General features: G+C 65.9%; 26 protein-coding genes and 1 pseudogene. All 27 read left to right on the forward strand.

Going from position 1 to position 21,800, the window contains the following annotated elements; all coding sequences use genetic code 11:
• Positions 1 to 320, forward strand: a 320-nt coding sequence (locus AC07NI_RS05575; protein WP_494616708.1) for a hypothetical protein, incomplete at its 5' end; no start/stop codon positions are given.
• On the forward strand, positions 317 to 694 hold the full coding sequence (locus tag AC07NI_RS05580) for an NADH-quinone oxidoreductase subunit A (protein ID WP_494616709.1): 378 nt from the start codon (positions 317 to 319) through the stop codon (positions 692 to 694). The genes AC07NI_RS05575 and AC07NI_RS05580, both read left to right, overlap by 4 nt.
• Positions 664 to 1,260: a NuoB/complex I 20 kDa subunit family protein gene (locus tag AC07NI_RS05585; protein WP_494616710.1), complete on the forward strand. Its 597-nt coding sequence runs from the start codon at positions 664 to 666 to the stop codon at positions 1,258 to 1,260. The genes AC07NI_RS05580 and AC07NI_RS05585 overlap by 31 nt, the downstream gene beginning before the upstream one ends.
• Positions 1,257 to 1,877, forward strand: coding sequence for an NADH-quinone oxidoreductase subunit C (locus AC07NI_RS05590; protein ID WP_494616711.1), 621 nt, complete (start codon positions 1,257 to 1,259; stop codon positions 1,875 to 1,877). The genes AC07NI_RS05585 and AC07NI_RS05590 overlap by 4 nt, the downstream gene beginning before the upstream one ends.
• A gap of 20 nt (positions 1,878 to 1,897) precedes the next feature.
• On the forward strand, positions 1,898 to 2,293 hold the full coding sequence (locus tag AC07NI_RS05595) for a hypothetical protein (RefSeq protein WP_494616712.1): 396 nt from the start codon (positions 1,898 to 1,900) through the stop codon (positions 2,291 to 2,293).
• A 2-nt stretch (positions 2,294 to 2,295) separates the two neighbouring features.
• A complete protein-coding gene (locus AC07NI_RS05600; RefSeq protein WP_494616713.1) occupies positions 2,296 to 3,546 on the forward strand; it encodes an NADH-quinone oxidoreductase subunit D in 1,251 nt (416 codons plus the stop codon).
• Positions 3,543 to 3,875: a nuclear transport factor 2 family protein gene (locus AC07NI_RS05605; protein ID WP_494616714.1), complete on the forward strand. Its 333-nt coding sequence runs from the start codon at positions 3,543 to 3,545 to the stop codon at positions 3,873 to 3,875. Before AC07NI_RS05600 ends, AC07NI_RS05605 begins: the two co-directional genes overlap by 4 nt.
• Positions 3,872 to 4,561 (forward strand): NADH-quinone oxidoreductase subunit NuoE, encoded by a 690-nt coding sequence (gene nuoE, locus AC07NI_RS05610; protein ID WP_494616715.1) that lies wholly within the window; start codon positions 3,872 to 3,874, stop codon positions 4,559 to 4,561. Before AC07NI_RS05605 ends, nuoE begins: the two co-directional genes overlap by 4 nt.
• A 1-nt stretch (position 4,562) precedes the next feature.
• A complete protein-coding gene (locus tag AC07NI_RS05615) occupies positions 4,563 to 4,787 on the forward strand; it encodes a hypothetical protein (protein WP_494616716.1) in 225 nt (74 codons plus the stop codon).
• On the forward strand, positions 4,784 to 5,050 hold the full coding sequence (locus AC07NI_RS05620) for a hypothetical protein (RefSeq protein ID WP_494616717.1): 267 nt from the start codon (positions 4,784 to 4,786) through the stop codon (positions 5,048 to 5,050). Before AC07NI_RS05615 ends, AC07NI_RS05620 begins: the two co-directional genes overlap by 4 nt.
• Before the next feature lie 3 nt (positions 5,051 to 5,053).
• Positions 5,054 to 6,373 carry an NADH-quinone oxidoreductase subunit NuoF gene (nuoF, locus tag AC07NI_RS05625; RefSeq protein ID WP_494616718.1) on the forward strand — a complete coding sequence of 440 codons (1,320 nt, stop codon included), beginning with the start codon at positions 5,054 to 5,056 and terminating at the stop codon, positions 6,371 to 6,373.
• Positions 6,374 to 6,378: 5 nt separating this feature from the next.
• Positions 6,379 to 8,439: an NADH-quinone oxidoreductase subunit NuoG gene (gene nuoG / locus AC07NI_RS05630; protein WP_494616719.1), complete on the forward strand. Its 2,061-nt coding sequence runs from the start codon at positions 6,379 to 6,381 to the stop codon at positions 8,437 to 8,439.
• Entirely contained in the window at positions 8,440 to 9,501 is a 1,062-nt protein-coding gene (gene nuoH, locus AC07NI_RS05635) for an NADH-quinone oxidoreductase subunit NuoH (protein ID WP_494618285.1), read from the forward strand.
• A complete protein-coding gene (locus AC07NI_RS05640) occupies positions 9,501 to 9,737 on the forward strand; it encodes a hypothetical protein (protein WP_494616720.1) in 237 nt (78 codons plus the stop codon). The genes nuoH and AC07NI_RS05640 overlap by 1 nt, the downstream gene beginning before the upstream one ends.
• A 73-nt stretch (positions 9,738 to 9,810) precedes the next feature.
• The gene (gene nuoI, locus AC07NI_RS05645) at positions 9,811 to 10,302 is read left to right on the forward strand and encodes an NADH-quinone oxidoreductase subunit NuoI (protein ID WP_056051151.1); all 492 of its coding nucleotides are present in this window, start codon (positions 9,811 to 9,813) and stop codon (positions 10,300 to 10,302) included.
• Between the two features lie 82 nt (positions 10,303 to 10,384).
• Positions 10,385 to 11,002 (forward strand): NADH-quinone oxidoreductase subunit J, encoded by a 618-nt coding sequence (locus tag AC07NI_RS05650; RefSeq protein WP_494616721.1) that lies wholly within the window; start codon positions 10,385 to 10,387, stop codon positions 11,000 to 11,002.
• Positions 10,999 to 11,304, forward strand: coding sequence for an NADH-quinone oxidoreductase subunit NuoK (nuoK, locus tag AC07NI_RS05655; protein WP_494616722.1), 306 nt, complete (start codon positions 10,999 to 11,001; stop codon positions 11,302 to 11,304). Before AC07NI_RS05650 ends, nuoK begins: the two co-directional genes overlap by 4 nt.
• A gap of 8 nt (positions 11,305 to 11,312) precedes the next feature.
• The gene (gene nuoL / locus AC07NI_RS05660; RefSeq protein ID WP_494616723.1) at positions 11,313 to 13,397 is read left to right on the forward strand and encodes an NADH-quinone oxidoreductase subunit L; all 2,085 of its coding nucleotides are present in this window, start codon (positions 11,313 to 11,315) and stop codon (positions 13,395 to 13,397) included.
• Positions 13,394 to 14,896: an NADH-quinone oxidoreductase subunit M gene (locus tag AC07NI_RS05665; RefSeq protein ID WP_494616724.1), complete on the forward strand. Its 1,503-nt coding sequence runs from the start codon at positions 13,394 to 13,396 to the stop codon at positions 14,894 to 14,896. Before nuoL ends, AC07NI_RS05665 begins: the two co-directional genes overlap by 4 nt.
• Before the next feature lie 7 nt (positions 14,897 to 14,903).
• Positions 14,904 to 16,349, forward strand: a complete 1,446-nt coding sequence (nuoN, locus tag AC07NI_RS05670) for an NADH-quinone oxidoreductase subunit NuoN (protein ID WP_494616725.1) — start codon at positions 14,904 to 14,906, stop codon at positions 16,347 to 16,349.
• Positions 16,336 to 17,091 (forward strand): biotin--[acetyl-CoA-carboxylase] ligase, encoded by a 756-nt coding sequence (locus tag AC07NI_RS05675; protein ID WP_494616726.1) that lies wholly within the window; start codon positions 16,336 to 16,338, stop codon positions 17,089 to 17,091. Before nuoN ends, AC07NI_RS05675 begins: the two co-directional genes overlap by 14 nt.
• Entirely contained in the window at positions 17,088 to 17,873 is a 786-nt protein-coding gene (locus AC07NI_RS05680) for a type III pantothenate kinase (protein ID WP_494618288.1), read from the forward strand. Before AC07NI_RS05675 ends, AC07NI_RS05680 begins: the two co-directional genes overlap by 4 nt.
• Entirely contained in the window at positions 17,873 to 19,552 is a 1,680-nt protein-coding gene (locus AC07NI_RS05685; RefSeq protein ID WP_494616727.1) for a ribonuclease J, read from the forward strand. Before AC07NI_RS05680 ends, AC07NI_RS05685 begins: the two co-directional genes overlap by 1 nt.
• Positions 19,549 to 20,793, forward strand: a complete 1,245-nt coding sequence (locus AC07NI_RS05690) for a radical SAM/SPASM domain-containing protein (protein WP_494616728.1) — start codon at positions 19,549 to 19,551, stop codon at positions 20,791 to 20,793. The genes AC07NI_RS05685 and AC07NI_RS05690 overlap by 4 nt, the downstream gene beginning before the upstream one ends.
• Positions 20,794 to 20,805: 12 nt before the next feature.
• Positions 20,806 to 21,222: a methylmalonyl-CoA epimerase gene (mce, locus tag AC07NI_RS05695; protein WP_454760122.1), complete on the forward strand. Its 417-nt coding sequence runs from the start codon at positions 20,806 to 20,808 to the stop codon at positions 21,220 to 21,222.
• On the forward strand, positions 21,222 to 21,482 hold the full coding sequence (locus AC07NI_RS05700; RefSeq protein ID WP_494616729.1) for a DUF1467 family protein: 261 nt from the start codon (positions 21,222 to 21,224) through the stop codon (positions 21,480 to 21,482). Before mce ends, AC07NI_RS05700 begins: the two co-directional genes overlap by 1 nt.
• 30 nt (positions 21,483 to 21,512) lie before the next feature.
• Positions 21,513 to 21,720, forward strand: a pseudogene (locus AC07NI_RS05705) (hypothetical protein); the annotation flags it as partial.
• Positions 21,721 to 21,800: the final 80 nt, after the last annotated feature.

Consider the following 21,800-nt stretch of genomic DNA (forward strand, 5'->3'; position numbering starts at 1 on the left):
CGCATATCCCTTCGCCGAAGCGAAAGTGCGACCCGCCCTGCGGCGAGGGGCGTCTGATATGTCGGCCGAAGACTCGTGTCAACGGCGATATCGAAGAAGCGTCAAATAGCCCGCCAGGGCTGAGCTATTTCATGTGGATGGAGCAGAGCAGGGCAGTCGCGCCGGTCCTTTCAGGCACAGAGGAAAGCGTTCGTGTGCAATCGATCGCCGTTAGCGGAAACAGCTCTAGTTGCGATCGTTTCTCAATGTGGTCTGGGGTGTTTGAAGCGCTGGCGACAGTGGGCTACAACCCGCTCGATTCAAGCCAAGGGCTGTCATGACCGCCTTCCTTCTCCAGTATCTGCCGATCGTGATCTTCCTAGGGATCGCGGCGGCTATCGGCATCGTCTTCATTCTGGCGGCAGCCGTGTTCGCGCCGAAGGCGCCGGACCCGGAAAAACTGTCCGCGTACGAATGCGGCTTCAACGCCTTCGACGACGCGCGCATGAAGTTCGACGTCCGGTTCTATCTGGTGTCGATCCTCTTCATCATCTTCGACCTGGAAGTGGCGTTCCTGTTCCCGTGGGCGGTCACGCTGATGAAGCTGCCGCACGACGCGGCCCAGTTCGCCTTCTGGTCGATGATGACCTTCCTGGGCGTGCTGACCGTCGGCTTTATCTACGAATGGAAGAAGGGCGCCCTCGAATGGGAGTGATCGTTCCCGCCACCACCGTTCCGGCGCTTTCGGGCGGCCGCTCGACGGTCGAGGGCTATGACCCCAAGCTGCACGACCCGTTCTTCGACGGCGTCTCGCAACAGCTGGCCGACAAGGGCTTCATCACGGCCGCCGCCGACGACCTAATCACCTGGGCCCGCACGGGCTCGCTGATGTGGATGACGTTCGGCCTGGCCTGCTGCGCCGTCGAGATGATGCACTCGGCCATGCCGCGCTACGACCTGGAGCGCTTCGGCTTCGCGCCGCGCGCCAGCCCGCGTCAGTCGGACGTGATGATCGTCGCCGGCACGCTGACCAACAAGATGGCTCCGGCCCTGCGCAAGGTCTACGACCAGATGCCGGAGCCGCGCTACGTCATCTCGATGGGCAGCTGCGCCAACGGCGGCGGCTACTACTATTACAGCTACAGCGTCGTGCGCGGCTGCGACCGTATCGTGCCGATCGACATCTACGTGCCGGGCTGCCCGCCCACGGCCGAAGCCCTGGTCTACGGCGTGCTGCAGCTTCAGAAGAAGATCCGTCGCACGGGGACGATCGAGCGATGACCGACGTGGCTCCGACTGAAATCACTATTTCGCCGCTCGAGGCCCTGGGCCTGGACATCGTCGCCCGCGCGCCCGGCGTGCTGGGTCATTCGGTGGCGTTCGGCGAGCTGACGATCGTGGCCAAGGCCGCGACCGTGGTCGAGACCCTGCTGTTCCTGCGCGACGACGCCGCGACCCGCTTCCATCAGCTGGTCGACCTGACGGGCGTGGACTATCCGGAGCGCGCCGCGCGCTTCGACGTGGTCTACCACCTGCTGTCGATGGTGAAGAACACCCGCATCCGCCTGAAGGTGATGACGGACGAGGACACCCCGGTGCCCAGCGCCACGCCGGTGTTCCCGGTCGCGGACTGGTTCGAGCGCGAGGCGTTCGACATGTACGGCATCTTCTTCGAAGGCCATCCGGACCTGCGCCGGATCCTGACCGACTACGGCTTCCACGGCCATCCGCTGCGGAAGGACTTCCCCATGACGGGTTATGTGGAAGTTCGCTACGACGACGAGCTCAAGCGCGTCGTGTACGAACCCGTCAAGATTACCGAGTTCCGTGCGTTCGATTTCCTCTCGCCCTGGGAAGGCGCCAAGTACGCGCTCCCCGGTGACGAGAAGGCTCAATAGCGAGCAGGGGATGACTAACCATGGGTTTGCGACGGCCGACGTTCCGTTCCGCCACCTCGTTCTTTCTGGTCGCCTTTTCGACCGCGTTCCTGATGACCATCGGGATGCGGCTGACGGGGTGGTTCACGAAGGCGCCGGTGATCAGCGCGGATCAGAACAAGTCGTTGGGCGTCGCGATCATGGTTTCGGTGATCATGCTGGCCGTCGGCGCCAGCATCCGGCGGATGGAAGTGGCCGAGCTGCGCAGCGCGCTGCTCGGAGCGGCTTCCGTCCTGTTGGCTCTGCCGCTCTCACAGGCCGCGATTTCCCAGAGCTGGGACGTCGCGACCACCATCATCACCTTGCTGGGCGTGGTTCTGCTGATCGCAGGACTGCTTGTGTCGCTCAGCATCGAGCAGCGTAACGAAGGTCCGTAGCCATGACCGGCACGAACTCGCCCGCCGCGGCGACCGACTTCTTCCGTGACGAACCGACGACTCCGGCCATCCCGGAGACGCCCGTCCGCAAGTTCAACATCAACTTCGGCCCGCAACACCCGGCCGCGCACGGCGTGCTGCGCCTGGTGCTGGAGCTGGACGGCGAAATCGTCGAACGCGTCGATCCGCACATCGGCCTGCTGCACCGCGGCACCGAGAAGCTGATGGAAGCGCGGACCTATCTGCAGAACATCCCGTACTTCGACCGCCTCGACTACGTGGCGCCGATGAACCAGGAGCACGCGTTCTGCCTGGCCATCGAGAAGCTGCTGGGCGTCGAGGTGCCGCGTCGCGGCCAGATCGTGCGCGTGCTGTTCTGCGAGATCGGCCGGGTCCTCAATCACCTGCTGAACGTGACGACCCAGGCCATGGACGTCGGCGCCCTGACGCCGCCGCTCTGGGGCTTCGAGGAGCGCGAGAAGCTGATGATCTTCTACGAGCGCGCCTGCGGCGCTCGTCTGCACGCCAACTACTTCCGTCCGGGCGGCGTCCACCAGGATCTGACGCCCGAGCTGATCGACGACATCGAGACCTGGGCGAAGGCTTTCCCCAAGATCTGCGACGACATCGAAGGCCTGATCACCGACAACCGCATCTTCAAGCAGCGCAACGTCGACATCGGCGTCGTGAGCAAGGAAGACGCCTGGGCCTGGGGTTTCTCGGGCGTGATGGTGCGCGGTTCGGGCATCGCCTGGGACCTGCGCCGCAACCAGCCGTACGAGAACTACAACGAGTTCGAGTTCGACATCCCGCTGGGCAAGAACGGCGACTGCTACGACCGCTATCTCTGCCGCATGCAGGAAATGCGTGAGTCCACCAAGATCATCCTGCAGGCCGTCGCCATGCTGCGCGGCACGCCGGGCCCGGTGCTGACCGAGGACAACAAGGTCAGCCCGCCGCGTCGCGCCGAGATGAAGCGCTCGATGGAAGCCCTGATCCACCACTTCAAGCTCTATACCGAGGGCTTCAAGACGCCGGAAGGCGAGGTCTACGCGGCCGTCGAGGCGCCCAAGGGCGAGTTCGGCGTCTACGTCGTCAGCAACGGCACCAACAAGCCGTACCGCTGCAAGATCAAGGCGCCGGGCTTCTCGCACCTCGCGGCCATGGACTGGATGAACCGCGGCCACCAGCTGGCCGACGTCTCGGCCATCCTGGGCTCGCTCGACATCGTGTTCGGCGAGGTCGACCGGTGAGCCTGGAAGCTATCGCCCAAGCTCAGCTGGACGCCTACAACGCCCAGGATCTGGACGCGCACTGCGCCCACTTCGCCGACGACGTGGTCGTGGCGGGGCTGAACGGCGATGTGGCGCGTACGGGCCTGGACGCCTATCGCGCCTTCTACGAGAAGACCTTCGCCGAGTTCCCCAGGAACAAGGCGGAGCTGCTGAACCGCATCGTGGTCGGTGCGAACGTGATCGACCACGAGCATGTCGACCGCGGCAACGGCGATGCGCCGTTCCAGGTCGCCGCCATCTACACTTTCAAGGGCGACAAGATCGTCCGCGTGGATTTCGCCCGATGAGCGTACGTCGTCTCGCCAAGGAACAGCCCGCCAGCTTCGCCTTCTCGGCTGACAGCCAGGCCAAGGCCGACTGGTGGAAAGCCAAGTATCCCGCCGCCCGCAAGCAGTCGACGGTGATCCCGATGCTGTGGCTGGCCCAGAAGCAGGAAGGCTGGATCTCCGAGCCGGCGATCCAGGAGATCGCCAAGCAGCTCGAGATGCCGGTCATCCGCGTGCTGGAAGTCGCCACCTTCTACGTGATGTTCCAGCTGCAGCCAGTCGGCAAGGTCGCCTTCGTCCAGCTGTGCGGCACCACGCCGTGCCAGCTGCGCGGCGCGCTGGACCTGAAGGCCGTGCTGAAGGCCAAGATCGGCGACGCCAACCACGTCTCGGCCGACGGCAAGTTCAGCTGGGAAGAGGTCGAGTGCCTGGGCGCGTGCTGCAACGCCCCGATGGCCGCGATCAACGACTACTACTACGAGGACCTGACGCCGGAGAGCCTGGCCCAGATCCTCGACGACTTCGCGGCCGGCAAGGACCCGAAGCCGGGCAGCTACGACGGCCGCGGCGCCTCGGAGCCGAAGGGCGCGATCCACACGCTCACGGACCCGAAGCTGTACGACGGCTCGTACGCCAAGAAGATCAAGATCCCGAACCTGCCCGAGAAGCCGAAGGCTACGAAGGCAAAGCCGGAGCCGACCGCCTGACATGAGCGCCGACGCCACCCTGCAGAAGAAGCGCCTGACCACGATGCTCGCCATCGATGTGGTCTGCTTCCTGCTGGCTGGCGTGGCGATCTATGGCGCGGTGTCGCTGGGACTGGGATGGGCCAAACCCGTCTTCATCCTGGCCATCGTGGCGGGCCTTGGGGCGCAAGTCTGGTTCATCCTGGGCTGGATGCGCGCGACCAAGGGGGAGGGCGCTTCGTCATGATCGACGACAGCGAACTCAACACCCGCCGCGCGGCCTATGCCGACACCATCCGGGGCCTCTACCGCCGTGAACGCGGTATCGGCTTCGTGGCGTGCCTGCTCGGCGCGATCCTGCTGATCTGGGGTCGCACCGTGGCTGGAGCGCCGTTCCTGGCGGTCGTCGCCGGTCTCGTCACGATTGGCGCAGGCTGGCTGCTTTTCGCCTATGTCATCATTCGTCGGACGCGCTATGTGCGCGCCCATCCATTCGATCCGCAAAGCTGAGTCATGGTCGGTATCCTCGAAGACAAGGACCGCATCTTCACGAACCTCTACGGTCTCCATGATTGGGGCCTTGAAGGTGCGAAGAAGCGCGGCTGCTGGAATGGCACCAAGGACATCCTGGACGCGGGTCGCGACTGGATCATCGACAACATGAAGAACTCCGGCCTGCGCGGCCGGGGCGGGGCGGGCTTCGGCACCGGCCTGAAGTGGTCGTTCATGCCCAAGGAAGTGAAGGACGGTCGTCCGCACTACCTGGTCGTCAATGCCGACGAGTCCGAGCCTGGCACCTGCAAGGACCGGGAGATCATGCGGCATGACCCGCACCTCCTGATCGAAGGCTGCCTGATCGCCTCGCGCGCCATGCTGGCCCACGCCTGCTACATCTACATTCGCGGCGAATACGTCCGTGAGCGTGAAGTGCTGGAAGAGGCCATCAAGCAGGCCTACGAGGCCAAGCTGGTCGGCAAGAACAACGTCCACGGCTGGGACTTCGACATCTACGTCCACCACGGCGCCGGCGCCTATATCTGCGGCGAAGAGACGGCCCTGCTGGAAAGCCTGGAAGGCAAGAAGGGCCAACCGCGCCTGAAGCCGCCGTTCCCGGCCGGCGCGGGCCTCTACGGCATGCCGACCACGGTCAACAACGTCGAGAGCATCGCCGTCGCCGGCACGATCCTGCGTCGCGGCGCCGCGTGGTTCGCCGGCTTTGGCCGCCCGAACAACGCCGGCACCAAGCTGTTCTGCGTCTCGGGCCACGTGAACCTGCCCTGCAACGTCGAAGAAGCCATGAGCATCCCCTTCCGTCAGCTGATGGAAGACCACTGCGGCGGCATCCGCGGCGGCTGGGGCAACCTCAAGGCCGTCATCCCGGGCGGCTCGTCCGTGCCGATGATCCCGGCCGAGCAGTGCGAAGACCTGCCGATGGACTTCGACGCCCTGCGGAACCTGAAGTCGGGTCTGGGCACGGCCGCCGTCATCGTCATGGACAAGTCCACCGACCTGGTCCGCGCCATCGCCCGCCTGTCGTACTTCTACAAGCACGAGAGCTGCGGCCAGTGCACGCCGTGCCGCGAAGGCACCGGCTGGATGTGGCGCGTCATGGAACGCATGGCGACCGGCGAGGCCGATCCGAAAGAGATCGACACCCTGCTGGACGTCACGACCCAGGTCGAAGGTCACACCATCTGCGCCCTGGGCGACGCGGCCGCCTGGCCGATCCAGGGTCTGTTCCGTCACTTCCGCCACGAGGTGGAAGACCGGATTGCTTCCTATCGTAGCGGTCGCCTGCACGTGCAGGGCGCCAAGCTGATCGCGGCGGAGTAACGATTATGGCTATCGCCAAGGTCAACGGCGTCGAAGTCGAGTTCGAGCCCGGCATGACGGTTCTGCAGGTCGCGGAACTGGCTGGGGAAGAGATCCCGCGCTTCTGCTACCACGAACGTCTGTCCATCGCCGGCAACTGCCGGATGTGTCTGGTCGAGGTGAAGCCCGGTCCGCCGAAGCCGCAGGCCTCGTGCGCCCTGCCGGCCGCCGAGGGCCAGGAGATCTTCACCAAGACTCCGATGGTCAAGAAGGCCCGCGAAGGGGTGATGGAGTTCCTGCTCATCAACCACCCGCTGGATTGCCCGATCTGCGACCAGGGCGGCGAGTGCGACTTGCAGGACCAGGCCGTCGGCTACGGCCGCGACGACAGCCGCTACGACGAGAACAAGCGCGCGGTCGAAGAGAAGGCCATGGGCCCGCTCATCAAGACCGTGATGACGCGCTGCATCCAGTGCACGCGCTGTGTCCGCTTCATCACCGAAGTCGCCGGCTCGCCGGAAATCGGCCTGATCTCGCGCGGCGAAGACGTTGAAATCACGACCTATCTGGGCGCGGCGGTGACGTCGGAACTCAGCGCCAACGTCATCGACCTTTGCCCGGTCGGCGCGCTGACCTCCAAGCCCTACGCCTTCGAAGCCCGTCCTTGGGAACTGAAGAAGACCGAGAGCGTCGACGTCATGGACGCCCTGGGCTCGTCGATCCGTATCGACAGCCGCGCCGCCGCCGTGCTGCGCGTGCTGCCGCGCATCAACGAGGACGTCAACGAAGAGTGGATCTCGGACAAGACGCGCTATGCCGTCGACGGCCTGGGCCGTCAGCGCCTGGACCGTCCCTATGTCCGCGTCGGCGGCAGCCTGAAGCCGGCCACCTGGGCCGAGGCTTTCGCCGCCATCGCCGGCAAGATCAAGACGACCGCGCCTGAGCGCATCGGCGTCATCGCCGGCGACCTGCAGGACGCCGAGAGCCTGAAGGCGACCAAGGACCTCTTCACCGCCCTGGGCGTGAAGAACCTCGACGCCCGCCAGGACGGCGCCGCCCTGGGCGCCGGCCCGCGCGAGAGCTGGCTGTTCAACTCGACGATCGCCGGCATCGAGAACGCCGATGTCGTGCTGTTCGTCGGGGCCAATCCGCGCACCGAGGCGCCGGTCCTGAACGCCCGCTTCCGCAAGCAGTGGATCGCCGGCAAGACCCGCTTCGGCGTCATCGGCGAGCAAGCCGACCTGACGTTCGACTACGACTACATCGGCGCCGGCGCCAAGACGCTGTCGGGCCTGGCCAAGAGCAAGAGCGACTTCGTCGCCGCCCTCAAGGCCGCCGAGCGTCCCGCGATCATCATCGGTCAGGGCGCTTTGGCCCGCGCCGACGGCGCGGCGATCCTCAAGGCCGCCGCCACCCTGGGCAAGACCATCAAGGTCGTGCGCGAAGGCTGGAACGGCTGGAACATCCTGCACACCGCCGCCGCGCGCGTCGCCGGCCTCGACATGGGCTTCGTCCCGGCCGAGGGCGGTCTGGCCGCTGGCGACATGCTGAAGCCGGGCGCCCTGGACGTCCTGTTCCTGCTGGGCGCCGACGAGTGCGAGGCCTCGGCCTCGGACGCCTTCAAGATCTATCTCGGCACGCACGGCGACAACGGGGCCCACAAGGCCGACGTGGTCCTGCCGGGCGCGGCCTACACCGAGAAGAACGGTCTCTACGTGAACCTCGAAGGCCGCGTGCAACAGGGCCGTCGCGCCGTGTTCCCGAAGGGCGAGGCCAAGGAAGACTGGTCGATCCTGCGCGCCCTGTCGGAAGTGCTGGGCCATAAGCTGCCTTATGACAGCCTGGACCAACTGCGCGCCAAGCTGTTCGCCGACCACCCGACCTTCGGTCAGATCGACTATGCGCCGGGTTCGGTCGCGACCTCGTTCGATGTGGGCGCCCTGGGCGCTGACGGCGAAGTCTCGGACGCGCCGTTCGAAAGCCCGATCAAGGCTTTCCACCTGACCAACCCCGTCGCGCGCGCCAGCGTGACCATGGCCGAATGCGCGGCCGTGGCTTCCGGCGCCGCCAAGATCGCTGCGGAGTAAATCGTGGGCTCGACTTCTCCGCTTCTCTGGTTTGGCCTGACGACCGGCGGCATCCTGCTGGTCGTGATCTGGGTCCTGCTGAGCCTGGCCTTCCTGCTGCTGGCCGACCGCAAGATCTGGGCCGGCGTCCAGATGCGCAAAGGCCCCAACGTGGTTGGCCCGTTCGGCCTGCTGCAGTCCTTCGCCGACTTCCTGAAGTTCGTTCTGAAGGAAATCGTGATCCCCGCCGGCGCCGACAAGGTCGTCTTCATGCTGGCGCCGCTGCTGAGCCTGGTCCTGGGCTTCGTCGGCTGGGCCGTGGTGCCGTTCGCGCCTGGCTGGGTCGTCTCCAACCTCAACGTCGGCATCCTGTACCTGCTGGCCATGAGCTCGCTCGGTGTCTACGGCATCATCATGGGCGGCTGGGCTTCGAACTCGAAGTATCCGTTCCTGGGGGCGCTGCGTTCGGCGGCGCAGATGGTGTCGTACGAAGTCTCGATCGGCCTGATCATCATCACGGTGATCCTGCTGGCCGGTTCGATGAACCTGTCGACCATCGTCGAGAAGCAGTCGGGCTGGTTCTGGAACTGGAACGTCTTCGGCGGCGGCCTGAAGAACATCATCCTCGTGCCGATCATGATCGTCTCGATGGGCATGTTCTACATCTCGGCCCTGGCCGAGACGAACCGTCCGCCCTTCGACCTTCCGGAAGCCGAATCCGAACTCGTGGCCGGTTACCAGGTCGAGTACAGCTCGACCCCGTACCTGCTGTTCATGGTCGCCGAGTATTCGAACATCGTCCTGATGTGCGCCATGATCAGCGTGCTGTTCTTCGGCGGCTGGAATCCCGGTTTCCCGACCGACTTCCTCAAGAGCTGGGGCTGGTGGGGCAATCTGTTCCTGGCCTTGGTGTTCTACGCCAAGATCTGCTTCTGGTTCTTCATGATCGCCATGGCCAAGGCCATCGTGCCTCGCTACCGCTACGACCAACTGATGCGCCTGGGTTGGAAGGTGTTCCTGCCGACCTCGCTGGTGCTGGTCGCGCTGGTCGCCGCCTGGCGCGTGTTCGGTCCGGGGGCGTGATGCGCCGCGCCGCGATCCTTGCGCTGGGTTTGTCCGGCCTTGCCCTCACGGCCTGCGCCGTGGCGGCGCAGGACAAGTCCTATTCGCTGGGCGACGGGACCGTCAGCTATGACGACCTCCGTCGCGAAGGCGACAAGTGCAAGGCTTCGGGCGGCGTGATCCGGGCCAAGCAGGACGGGGGCGACCCCGCTCAGCTGTCGAACTACACCTGCGTGATCCCACGCGAGGCGAAATAGGGGCTTTTGGCCCGATCGAGACGGGGAGGGGCCAACGCACCTCCTCGGAAGTATAGGTTTTAGGAGAGCTCTGGTGTTCCAGCGCATCACTCAAGCGGTCAAGGGCGCTGCCCTTCTGGACTTCGCCGGCGCCTTCGGCCTGGCCATGAAGTACATGATCGCGCCGAAGAAGACGGTGATCTACCCGAACGAGCGCGGCCCGCAGTCGCCGCGCTTCCGGGGCGAGCACGCCCTGCGCCGCTATCCGTCGGGTGAGGAGCGCTGCATCGCGTGCAAGCTCTGCGAGGCCATCTGCCCGGCCCAGGCGATCACCATCGAGGCCGAACCGCGCGAGGACGGCAGCCGCCGGACGACCCGCTACGACATCGACATGGTCAAGTGCATCTACTGCGGTCTGTGCCAGGAGGCCTGCCCGGTGGACGCCATCGTGGAAGGTCCGAACATCGAGTTCGCGACCGAGACCCGCGAAGAGCTCTACTACGACAAGGAACGTCTTCTCGATAACGGCGACCGCTGGGAGCGCCTGATCGCGAAGAATCTGGAGTTGGACGCGCCCTACCGCTAAGAGACGGGCGAATCCGAAGCAGGCGTTGCGCCGTAAGGCGTCGACGTCATCGAACGTAAGATTTCAGGGGAGCCCTGGGCCAATGCCCTTGCAGGCGATCGCTTTCTATCTGCTGGCATTCACGACCATCGCGGCGGGTCTTCTCGTCGTGTCGGCGCGGAATCCCGTGCACTCGGTGCTCTTCCTGATCACCGCCTTCTTCTCGGCCGCCGGCCTCTTCGTCCTGCTGGGCGCTGAGTTCCTGGCGATGCTGCTCATCGTCGTCTACGTGGGCGCCGTCGCGGTGCTGTTCCTGTTCGTCGTCATGATGCTGGACGTGGACTTCGCCGAGCTTCGTCAGGGCTTCGTGCAGTACCTGCCGTTCGGTGGGGCGATCGCCCTGGTCATCGCCACCGAGATGGTGATGGTCGTGGCCGCGGTCGCCACCAACGGCGCGGCCTCGCGGAACGCTCTGCCGAACGCCTCGCCGGGCGGCGTGCCCAACACCGAAGCGATCGGCCAGGTGCTCTACACCGATTACGTCTTCTTCTTCCAACTGGCGGGCCTGGTGCTGCTGGTCGCCATGATCGGCGCCATCGTCCTGACCCTGCGCCACAAGCCGGGCGTCAAGCGCCAGGACATCGGCAAGCAGGTGGCCCGCACCCCCAAGACCGGCATGGAGCTGGTCCAGATCAAGCCGGGCGAGGGGATCTCCGAATGATCGGGCTGTCGCACTATCTCGTCGTCGCCGCGATCCTGTTCACGATCGGCGTCTTCGGCATCTTCGTGAACCGCAAGAACGTCATCGTCATCCTGATGTCGATCGAGCTGATCCTGCTGGCGGTGAACATCAACCTCGTGGCGTTCTCGGCCTTCCTGCACGATGTGGCGGGGCAGATCTTCGCCATGTTCGTGCTGACCGTCGCCGCCGCCGAGGCGGCCGTGGGTCTGGCCATCCTTGTGACCTTCTTCCGAAACCGCGGCGACATCGCGGTTGACGACGCCAGCATGATGAAGGGCTAAGCGACGTCATGCAGACGCTTGTCACCATTCTCGTTTTCGCGCCGATCATCGCCGCGGCCATCGCCGGCCTGTTCGGCCGCCGCATCGGCAACGTCGCGTCGCAGTCGGTCACCACCGGCGCGCTGATCCTGGCCTGCGGCCTGTCCTGGTACACGTTCAGCCAGTGGACCTGGGGGCACATGGAGGCCTTCACCGTCCACCTGCTGCCGTTCATCAGCATTGGCGACTTCCAGGCCAACTGGTCGATCCGCATCGACGCCCTGTCGGCGACCATGCTGATCGTGGTCACGACGGTCTCGGCCCTCGTGCACATCTATTCCTGGGGCTACATGGCCGAGGACGACAGCAAGCCGCGCTTCTTCGCGTACCTGTCGCTGTTCACCTTCGCCATGCTGTCGCTGGTCACCGCCGCCGACTTCATGCAGCTGTTCTTCGGCTGGGAAGGCGTGGGTCTGGCCTCGTACCTGCTGATCGGCTTCTGGTTCAAGAAGCCCTCGGCCAGCGCCGCGGCCATCAAGGCCTTCGTGGTCAACCGCGTCGGCGACTTCGGTTTCGCCCTCGGCATCATGACCACCTTCTGGGCCTTCGGCACGATCCAGTTCGCCGAGCTGTTCCCGATGATCGCCAGCCACGCCGGCAAGACCTGGGAATTCGCGGGCCACACCTGGCCGCTGATGGATATCGCCTGCTTCCTGCTGTTCATCGGCGCGATGGGCAAGTCGGCGCAGTTCTTCCTGCACACCTGGCTTCCGGACGCCATGGAAGGCCCGACCCCGGTGTCGGCCCTGATCCACGCGGCCACCATGGTGACCGCCGGCGTCTACATGCTGTGCCTGCTGTCGCCGATGTTCGAATACGCCCCGGTGGCCAAGAACATCGTCACGGTGATCGGCGCGGTGACGGCCCTGTTCGCCGCCACGGTCGGCCTGACCCAGAACGACATCAAGCGCGTGATCGCCTACTCGACCTGTTCGCAGCTGGGCTACATGTTCTTCGCGGCCGGCGTCGGCGCCTATCAGGCGGCCATGTTCCACCTGTTCACGCACGCCTTCTTCAAGGCGCTGCTGTTCCTGGGCGCCGGTTCGGTGATCCACGGCATGCACCACGAGCAGGACATGCGTCGCTACGGCGCCCTGGCCAAGCTGCTGCCGGTGACCTTCATCGCCATGACGATAGGCACGATCGCCATCACGGGTCTGGGCCTGCCGCCGCTGCACCTCGGCTTCGCCGGCTTCTATTCGAAGGACACCATCATCGAAGCGGCGTTCGCCGCCGGCCAGCACAACGGCATCGGCATGTTCGCCTGGGTGATCGGCGTGCTCGTCGCGGGCCTGACCTCGTTCTACTCGTGGCGCCTGGCCTTCTTCACCTTCAACGGCAAGGCGCGCTGGGGTCATGACGACCACCACGCCCATGGCGACGCGCACGCGGCCCATGGTCACGACGACCATGCGCACGAGACGCACGACGAGCCGCTCGCGGACGACCACGCTCACGACGATCACGGCCATGGTCACGACCACAAGCCGCACGAAAGCCCGTGGGTGATGCTGTTCCCGCTGGTGGTGCTGTCGCTGGGCGCGATCTTCGCCGGCTTCGTGTTCACCGACTACTTCGTCGGCCACCACCAGGAAGAGTTCTGGCGTGGCGCGATCTACAACGCCCCGACCAACCACGTCCTCCACCAGGCGCACGAAGTGGCCGAGTGGGTGAAGTGGAGCCCGCTGATCGCCTCGATCCTGGGCCTGCTGGTCGCGGTCTATGTCTATCTGCTGAAGGGCGACGAGCGCCTGGGCCTGAAAATGGCCGAGCGCAAGGGTCCGCTGTACGTCTTCTTCTACAACAAGTGGTTCTTCGACGAGCTTTACGACGCCACCTTCGTGCGCTTCGCCAAGTTCCTCGGCGACCTGTTCTGGAAGGGCGGCGACCAGAAGATCATCGACCGGCTGGGCCCGGATGGCGTCTCCAACCTCTCGTATGAGGTCGGCAAGCGCACCGGCAAGCTGCAGACCGGCTATCTCTACCACTACGCGTTTGTCATGCTGCTCGGCGTAGCCGGTCTGCTGACCTTCGCCCTGTACGCCTTCCGTTGAGGGGGACGGAGCTAATGAGCGGCCTTCTCAGCCTTACGACCTTCGCGCCGATCGTCGGCGTCGCGGTGATCCTCGCCGCGCGCGCCTTCAACGGCGAGAGCGCCAAGACCGACACGCTGGCCAAGTGGATCGCGCTCGTGACCACGCTGGTCACGTTCGGCCTGTCGATCGTCCTGACCCTCCAGTTCGACCCGAAGAACGCGGGCTTCCAGTTCGTGGAAGACTTCGCCTGGTTCGCGGGCATCCACTACCGCATGGGCGTGGACGGCATCTCGGTGCTGTTCGTCCTGCTGACCGCGTTCCTGCTGCCCATCTGCATCATCGCCAGCTGGAAGTCGGTCGAGAAGCGCGTCGTCGAGTACCTGATCGCCTTCCTGGTCCTGGAGACCCTGGTGATCGGCGTGTTCTGCGCGCTGGATCTGATCCTCTTCTATCTCTACTTCGAGTTCAGCCTGGTCCCGATGTTCCTGATCATCGGCATCTGGGGCGGCAAGCGCCGGATCTACGCGGCCTACAAGTTCTTCCTCTACACGCTGCTCGGCTCGATCCTGATGCTGGCCGCCATCCTGGCCATGATCAACATCGCAGGCACCTCGTCGATCCCGGCGCTGATGACGTTCAAGTTCGCGCCGTGGCTGCAGACCTGGCTGTGGCTGGCCTTCTTCGCCTCGTTCGCGGTGAAGATGCCGATGTGGCCGGTGCACACCTGGCTGCCCGACGCCCACGTGGAAGCTCCGACGGCCGGTTCGGTCATCCTGGCCGGCATCCTGCTGAAGCTGGGCGGCTACGGCTTCATGCGCTTCAGCCTGCCGATGTTCCCCAACGCCTCGGAGATGTTCCAGCCGCTGGTGTTCGCGATGTCGGCCATCGCCATCGTCTACACCTCGCTGGTCGCCTTCCGTCAGACCGACATCAAGAAGCTGATCGCCTATTCGTCGGTCGCCCACATGGGCTTCGTGACCATGGGCATCTTCTCGGGCAACGCGGCCGGCGAGCAGGGCGCCCTGTTCCAGATGCTGAGCCACGGGGTGATCTCCGGCGCGCTCTTCCTCTGCGTCGGCGTCGTCTACGATCGCATGCACACCCGCGAGATCGCCTTCTACGGCGGCCTGACCAACCGCATGCCGCACTACGCTTTCGTGTTCCTGCTGTTCACGATGGGCAATGTCGGTCTGCCGGGCACCTCGGGCTTCGTCGGTGAAATCCTGACCATGACCGGCGTCTACAAGGCCTCGACCTGGACGGCGATCGTGTCGGCCACCGGCGTGATCCTGTCGGCCATGTACGCCCTGACCCTGTATCGTCGGGTCATGTACGGCGAGATCACCAATCCCGAGCTGAAGACCATCACCGATCTGGACGCGCGCGAGATCCTTCTCTTCGTGCCGCTGATCGCGATGACCCTGCTGCTGGGCATCTACCCCAATCTCGTGTTCAACCTGACCGCGACGTCCGTCGACGCGCTCGTCGGCGCCTGGCGCGCCGCCGTGGGCGGGTGAGGAGCCTATGACCTTTTCCGCCCACTTCACGCTCGTCCTGCCTGAGATCGTTCTCGCGATCGCGGCGCTGGTTCTGCTGGTCGCCGGCGCCTTCCGGGGCAAGGTCGGGGCCATCTTCACCCTGGCCGCCGTCGCGGCGCTGATCGCGGCCGCCGCTACGGCCGTCCTCGGTCCGCACGGCCGCGCCTTCGGCGGCGTCTACGCGGCCGACGCCGCGGCGACCTACGCCAAGGTGGCCATCTATCTGTCGAGCGCCATCGCCGTGGTGCTGGGCGACCGCTGGCTGGCCCAGCGCGACGACCAGAAGTTCGAATACGCCGTGCTGGTGATCCTGGCCGCTCTGGGCATGGGCGTCACCGCCTCGGCCGGCGACCTGATCAGCCTCTATGTCGGCGTCGAGCTGCAGTCGCTGGCCCTTTACGTTCTGGCCGCCATGCGCCGTGACGACGCCAAGTCGTCGGAAGCGGGCCTGAAGTACTTCGTGCTGGGCGCGCTGTCGTCGGGCTTGCTGCTGTATGGCAGCTCGCTGATCTACGGCTTCACCGGTTCGACCCACTTCAGCCAGATCGCCATGGCCGCCGCCCACGGCGGTTCGCACGGCACGGGCCTGCTGTTTGGCCTGGTGTTCCTCATCTGCGGCCTGGCGTTCAAGGTCTCGGCCGCGCCGTTCCACATGTGGACCCCGGACGTCTACGAAGGCGCCCCGACCCCGGTCGTCGGCTTCTTCGCCGCCGCGCCGAAGCTGGCGGCCATGATGATGTTCGCTCGCGTGCTGGGCGACGCCTTCCCGACCGCCACCGACCAGTGGCGCCAGATCCTGGTGATCGCGGCCCTGCTGTCGATCTTCGTCGGCGCCTTCGCGGGCCTGGCCCAGACCAACCTCAAGCGCCTGTGGGCCTATTCCTCGATCGCCAATGTCGGCTATGCCCTGCTGGGCGTCGCGGCCGGCGGCGAGGTGGGCCTGCATGCGATGCTGGTCTTCATGGTGCTCTACATGGTCGACGTCACCGGCTTCTTCGCCTGCCTGCAGGCGCTGAACCGGAACGGCAAGCCGATGGAGACCATCGAGGACATGGCGGGCCTGATCAAAGAACGCCCGGGTGTCGCCCTGGCCATGACCGCGTTCTCGCTGTCGGCCCTGGGCCTGCCGCCGTTCTCGGGCTTCTGGTCGAAGTACTATGTGTTCAAGGCGGCCATGGGCGCAGGCGACGTGGTCCTGCAATGGGCCGCCGTGCTGGGCTTGGTCGGTTCGGTCGTCGCGGCGTTCTATTACCTGCGCCTGATCAAATCGATGTGGTTCGACGCGCCGGCCGGTTCGGTGGACGCCCCGTCGCCTTCGGCTCGCGCCGTCGGCATCGCGGCCGCGTTCTTCTCGTTCCCGATCGTGCTCGTGGCGCTGGTCTGGCTGGATCCCGCCGCCAAGGCCGCCGCGGCCGCCTTTGGTCACGCGTGACGTGACGGGCGTTCCGCCCGTCGTCGTCCTCGACGAGATCGACTCCACCAACGCCGAAGCCCGTCGTCGGGCCGAGGCGGGCGAGGCCGGCCCCGTGTGGCTGGTCGGCCTCTGCCAGACCGCCGGCCGCGGACGTCGCGGCCGGGCCTGGGAAACGGGCGAGGGCAACCTCGCCGCCACGCTGCTCCTGCGCACCGACAAGCCGCCGGGCGAGGCCGCCCAGCTCTCGTTCGTCGCCGCCCTGGCCGTCGCCGACATGCTGGGCCACTACGTGCCCGCGTCCCTCGTCAGCCTGAAATGGCCCAATGATCCGCTGTTGGGCGGCCTGAAGGTCAGCGGCATACTGATCGAGTCCGGCGCGTCGCCGTTGGGCGGCCTGTGGCTGGCCGTCGGCATCGGGGTCAACCTGGCCCGCAAGCCGATCGACAGCGAGCGCCCCGGCACCTCGATCGCCACCTATCGCGAAGTCCCGCCGCCGACGGCGCCTGAAGCCGCCCAATGCTTGGCCGAGGCCTTCGAGCGCTGGCAGCGCGTCTGGAGCTCGCTGGGCTTCCCCGCCATCGCCGACGCCTGGACGGCTCGAGCCCATGGCCTGGGCGAGACCTGCATAGCCCGCCTGGGGACCGAGACGGTCGAGGGGATCGCCGAGGGGCTGGACGGCGACGGGGCCTTGCGCCTGCGTCTGGACGACGGCCGTGTCCGCCGGATCACCGCCGGCGATGTCTTCTTTGGAGCTGCCTGATGCTTCTCGCCATTGAACAGGGCAACACCAACACCATGTTCGCCATCCACGACGGTCAGTCGTGGCTGGCCCAGTGGCGCGCGGCGACCGAGAGCACCCGCACGGCCGACGAATACGTGGTCTGGCTCTCGCAGCTGCTGTCGATGCAGGGCATCGGCTTCCGGGCCATCGACGCGGTGATCATCTCCAGCGTCGTGCCGCAGTCGATCTTCAACCTGCGCAACCTCAGCCGTCGCTACCTCAACGTCGAACCGCTGGTGATCGGCGAGAACGCCAAGCTGGGCATCGACGTCCGCATCGAGAAGCCGTCCGAGGCCGGCGCCGACCGCCTGGTCAACGCCATCGGCGCGGCGATGGTCTATTCCGGCCCGCTGATCGTCATCGACAGCGGCACGGCCACCACCTTCGACATCGTGGCGGCCGACGGCGCGTTCGAGGGCGGGATCATCTCGCCCGGCATCAATCTTTCCATGCAGGCCCTGCACGAGGCGGCGGCCAAGCTGCCCCGGATCGCCATCCAGCGGCCGGCCGGTAACAGGATCGTGGGGACGGACACCGTCTCGGCCATGCAATCGGGCGTCTTCTGGGGGTATATCTCCCTGATTGAGGGCCTCGTCTCGCGCATCAAGGCCGAGCGCGGCGAGCCCATGACCGTAATCGCCACCGGCGGCGTCGCCTCGTTGTTCGAGGGCGCCACCGACAGCATCGACCACTTCGACTCCGACCTGACGATACGGGGTCTTCTCGAAATCTATCGTCGAAACACCATTTCCGAGACCTGATGAAAAAATCCAAGAGCGACGAGCTCGTCTTCCTGCCGCTGGGCGGGTCGAACGAGATCGGCATGAATTTCAATCTGTACGGCTTTGGCCCGTCGCACGATCGCAAGTGGATCGTGGTCGACCTGGGCGTGACCTTCGGTGACCAGACGACGCCCGGCGTCGAGATCATCCTGCCGGACCCGTCCTATATCGAGCCCTACGCCAAGGACATCATCGGCATCGTCCTGACCCACGCCCACGAAGACCACCTGGGCGCGGTGCACTGGCTGTGGCCGCGCCTGAAGGCGCCGGTCTACGCCACGCCGTTCACCGCCTTCCTGCTGCGCGAGAAGCTGCGTGACGCGGGCATCCTGGACGACGTGCCGATCACCGAGGTGCCGCTGGGCGGCAAGTTCTCGCTGGGTCCGTTCGACCTGGAACTGATCACCCTGACGCACTCGATCCCCGAGCCGAACGGCCTGGCGATCAAGACGCCGCTGGGCACGATCCTGCACACCGGCGACTGGAAGATCGATCCCGAGCCCCAACTGGGCGCCCCGACCGACGACGCTGCCCTCCGCCGCCTCGGCGACGAGGGCGTGCTGGCCATGGTCTGCGACAGCACCAACGTCTTCGTCGAGGGCGAGGCCGGTTCGGAAGCTGACGTCCGCGAGGCGCTGGGTGGCCTGATCAAGAGCCTGTCGGGCAAGATCGCCGTGGCCTGCTTCGCCTCGAACGTGGCGCGCATGGACACCGTGATCCGCGCCGCCCAGGCTTGCGGCCGCAAGGTCTGCCTGGCCGGCCGCTCGATGCACCGCATGGCCGCCGCCGCGCGGTCGGTGGGTCTGCTGCAGGGCCTGGAGCCGTTCGTCAATGACGACCAGGCCAAGCACCTGCCGGAGGATCAGGTCCTGTTCCTCTGCACCGGCAGCCAGGGCGAGGCCCGCGCGGCCCTGTCGCGCATCGCCGACGGCAGCCACCCGCACGTAAAGCTGGGGCAGGGCGACCACGTGGTCTTCAGCTCGCGCGTCATCCCGGGCAACGAGATCCCGATCCGCAACCTGCAGAACAAGCTGGCCGACCGCGGCGTGCGCCTGCACACCGAGCGCGATACGCCCGGCATCCACGTCTCGGGCCACCCGTGCCGTGAAGAGCTGCGCCAGATGTATGCTTGGGTGCGTCCCACGATCGCCGTGCCGACCCATGGCGAGCGCCGCCACCTGATCGAGCACGCCGCCTTCGCCAAGGATCTGCAGGTCCCGCACGCCGTTAGCCCGCGCAACGGCGACATGGTGCGCCTGGCGCCGGGCCATCCGGAGATTATCGACGAGGTGCCCGCTGGTCGCCTGTACGTCGACGGCGGCGTGGTGACGCCCGAGAACGGCGACGCCCTGCGCGAGCGCCGTCACGCGGCGTTCAACGGCATGCTGGCCGTGTCGATCGTGCTGGACGGCCGCAACCGCATCGTCTCGGGCCCGCAGGTCCGGGGCATCGGCCTGACCGGCGACGAGGAGTACAGCCTCGACGACGCCCTGGACGACCTCGCCGAGGAAGCCGAGACCGCCTACAAGAAGCTCGCCGGCGACACCCGCGAGCAGGACGAGGCGATCGAGAGCGCCATCTCCCGCGCCGTGAAGAAGGCCGCGTTCCGCATCTGGGAACGCAAGCCGGTCGTGGAAACGACGGTCCTGCGCCTGTGATCTTCCGCCGTAGCCGTTCCGCCGAGCCTCAGACGTCGGCCCCGCCGATCGAAGCGGCCGGCGAGAACGGCTACGCCGGCCAGATCGTCCGCCACCTCTACCAGGACCTGCTCAAGCGCGAGCCGGATCCCGACGCCCTGGCCGCCTGCGTGGCCTGGATGGGGCGGGGCGCGACGATCGAGGACATCAAGGCCGAGATCATCAGCTCGCCGGAATATCGCGAGCGCGTCTCGGGCCACCCGATCGCCAAGTTCCCGGCCATCTATCGGCCCGAGCGGATCTCGTACTTCACCCACCGGGGCCGCTTCCGTCCGCTGGCGATCAGCATCGAGACGGTCAATATCTGCAACAACGACTGCGTGATCTGCCCGTACTCGATCCAGACCCGCAAGAAGCAGGGCATGGACATGGCGGTGTTCGCCAAGGTCGTGGCCGACTACGCGGCGCTGGGCGGCGGGCCGGTGACCCTGACGCCGATGGTCGGCGAGATGCTGCTGGACAAGCAGCTGCTGGAGCGCCTGAAGCTGCTGCGCGCCACGCCGGCGATCTCACGCGTCTCGGCGATCACCAACGCCACCATGGCCTATCTCTATACGGACGAAGAGCTGGCCGAGCTGGCCGGCTATTTCGACCGCATCACGGTGTCCGTGTACGGATTGGACGCCGAAGAGTTCGCGCTGATGACCCGCAAGGACCAGTACGACCAGTTCATGGAGTCGCTGGGCCGGCTGATCCGCATCTTCGGCGTGGCCAAGGTCGGCCTCGGCGCGCGGCACCTGCGCGACCGTACGGCTGACGAGGTCGAGGCCTGGCTGGCCGATGTGGCCGAGCGCGCCGGCGTCGAACCCGGCCAGTTGTCGCTGCCGGGCACCAAGACCTATGCCAACTGGACCGTCTTCGACACGTCCAAGCCGCTGCCGCTGGACGCCGAGTGGATGCCTGCCCAGCAGAACACCGAGCAGTGCGCCCTGCCGCTGATCAGCCTGCAGGTGCTGTCGAGCGGCAAGGTGTCGTTCTGCGGCTGCGCCGACTTCGACGGCAAGACGGCCCTGATGCTGGGCGATATCCGCGAGGCCAGCCTGGCCGAGCTGCTGGGCTCGGAGCGCGTGAAGGCGCTGTGGGATTGGCAGGGCTGCGGCGTGCCCGAGCCGTGCAAGGGCTGCAGCTTCTACATGCCGATCAGCCGGCTGAACGATCTGCACTCGGCTTTCAGCGACCCGATTGGTACGTTCGGCGGCTAGGGAGAAGACACCATGATCGGCAAGCTCAATCACGTCGGCGTCGCCACGCCCTCGATCGACGACTCGGTGAAGATGTACCGCGACCTGCTGGGCGCCACCTCGGTGACCGAGAAGTGGGCGATGCCGGAGCAGGGGGTCTGGGTCTGCTTCGTCAATCTGCCCAACAGCCAGATCGAACTGATCGAGCCGTATGGCGAGAGCTCGCCGATCCACGGCTTCCTGGCCAAGAACCCGAAGGGCGGCCAGCACCACATTTGCTTCGAGGTCGAGAACATCTACGAAGCCCGCGACGATCTGGTGGCCAAGGGCGCGACCGTGCTGGGCGAGCCCCGCATCGGCGCCCACGGCACGATGATCATCTTCGTTCACCCCAAGGACATGGGCGGCCTCTTGGTCGAGCTCATGGAAACCCCCAAGGAAGCTCACTGATGAGCCCGATCACCTGGTTCGCGATCTACCTGACCATCTGGTGGACGGTGCTGTTCGCCGTTCTGCCGCTGGGCTCGCGCAGCTACCACGAGGCCGGTATCAAGCCGCCGGGCGGCGGCGACCCGGGCGCGCCGATCAATCCGAACCTGAAGCGCAAGTTCATCACCACGACCTGGGTCTCGGCCGTCGTGTTCGTGCTGCTGTTCCTGACCATCCACTTCAACCTGATCAACTTGCCCGACCTGCCGGACTGGAAGTGACCACGGCGCAGGCGTGCGGATGCACAAGCCTTGGGCGCGAGGTGGGCAATCTGCCTTCAATCGCCCAAGGCTTGGGCGAACGGCCTCATTGTTAGCGCTTCCCTCGCAGGATCGTGCCCCAACACATGTTCGGTTGGTAAGGTGACTTCAGGAGATCGGCCTTGCCGGTCTCGCTCTGTGGCGTCTTCCCCGACGATGACTTGAAAGGCCGCGCGGCGATCCGCGCGGCCTCTCTTTTATTCAGGCTCGGAGCCTTACTTTAGCCTCGCGCGTTGCCAAGCTGTCGGACGAGAGGCTATCTCAGGCCTCCTTGAATTC

It is taken from the genome of Caulobacter sp. GW821-FHT10E02 (genome assembly GCF_059415225.1).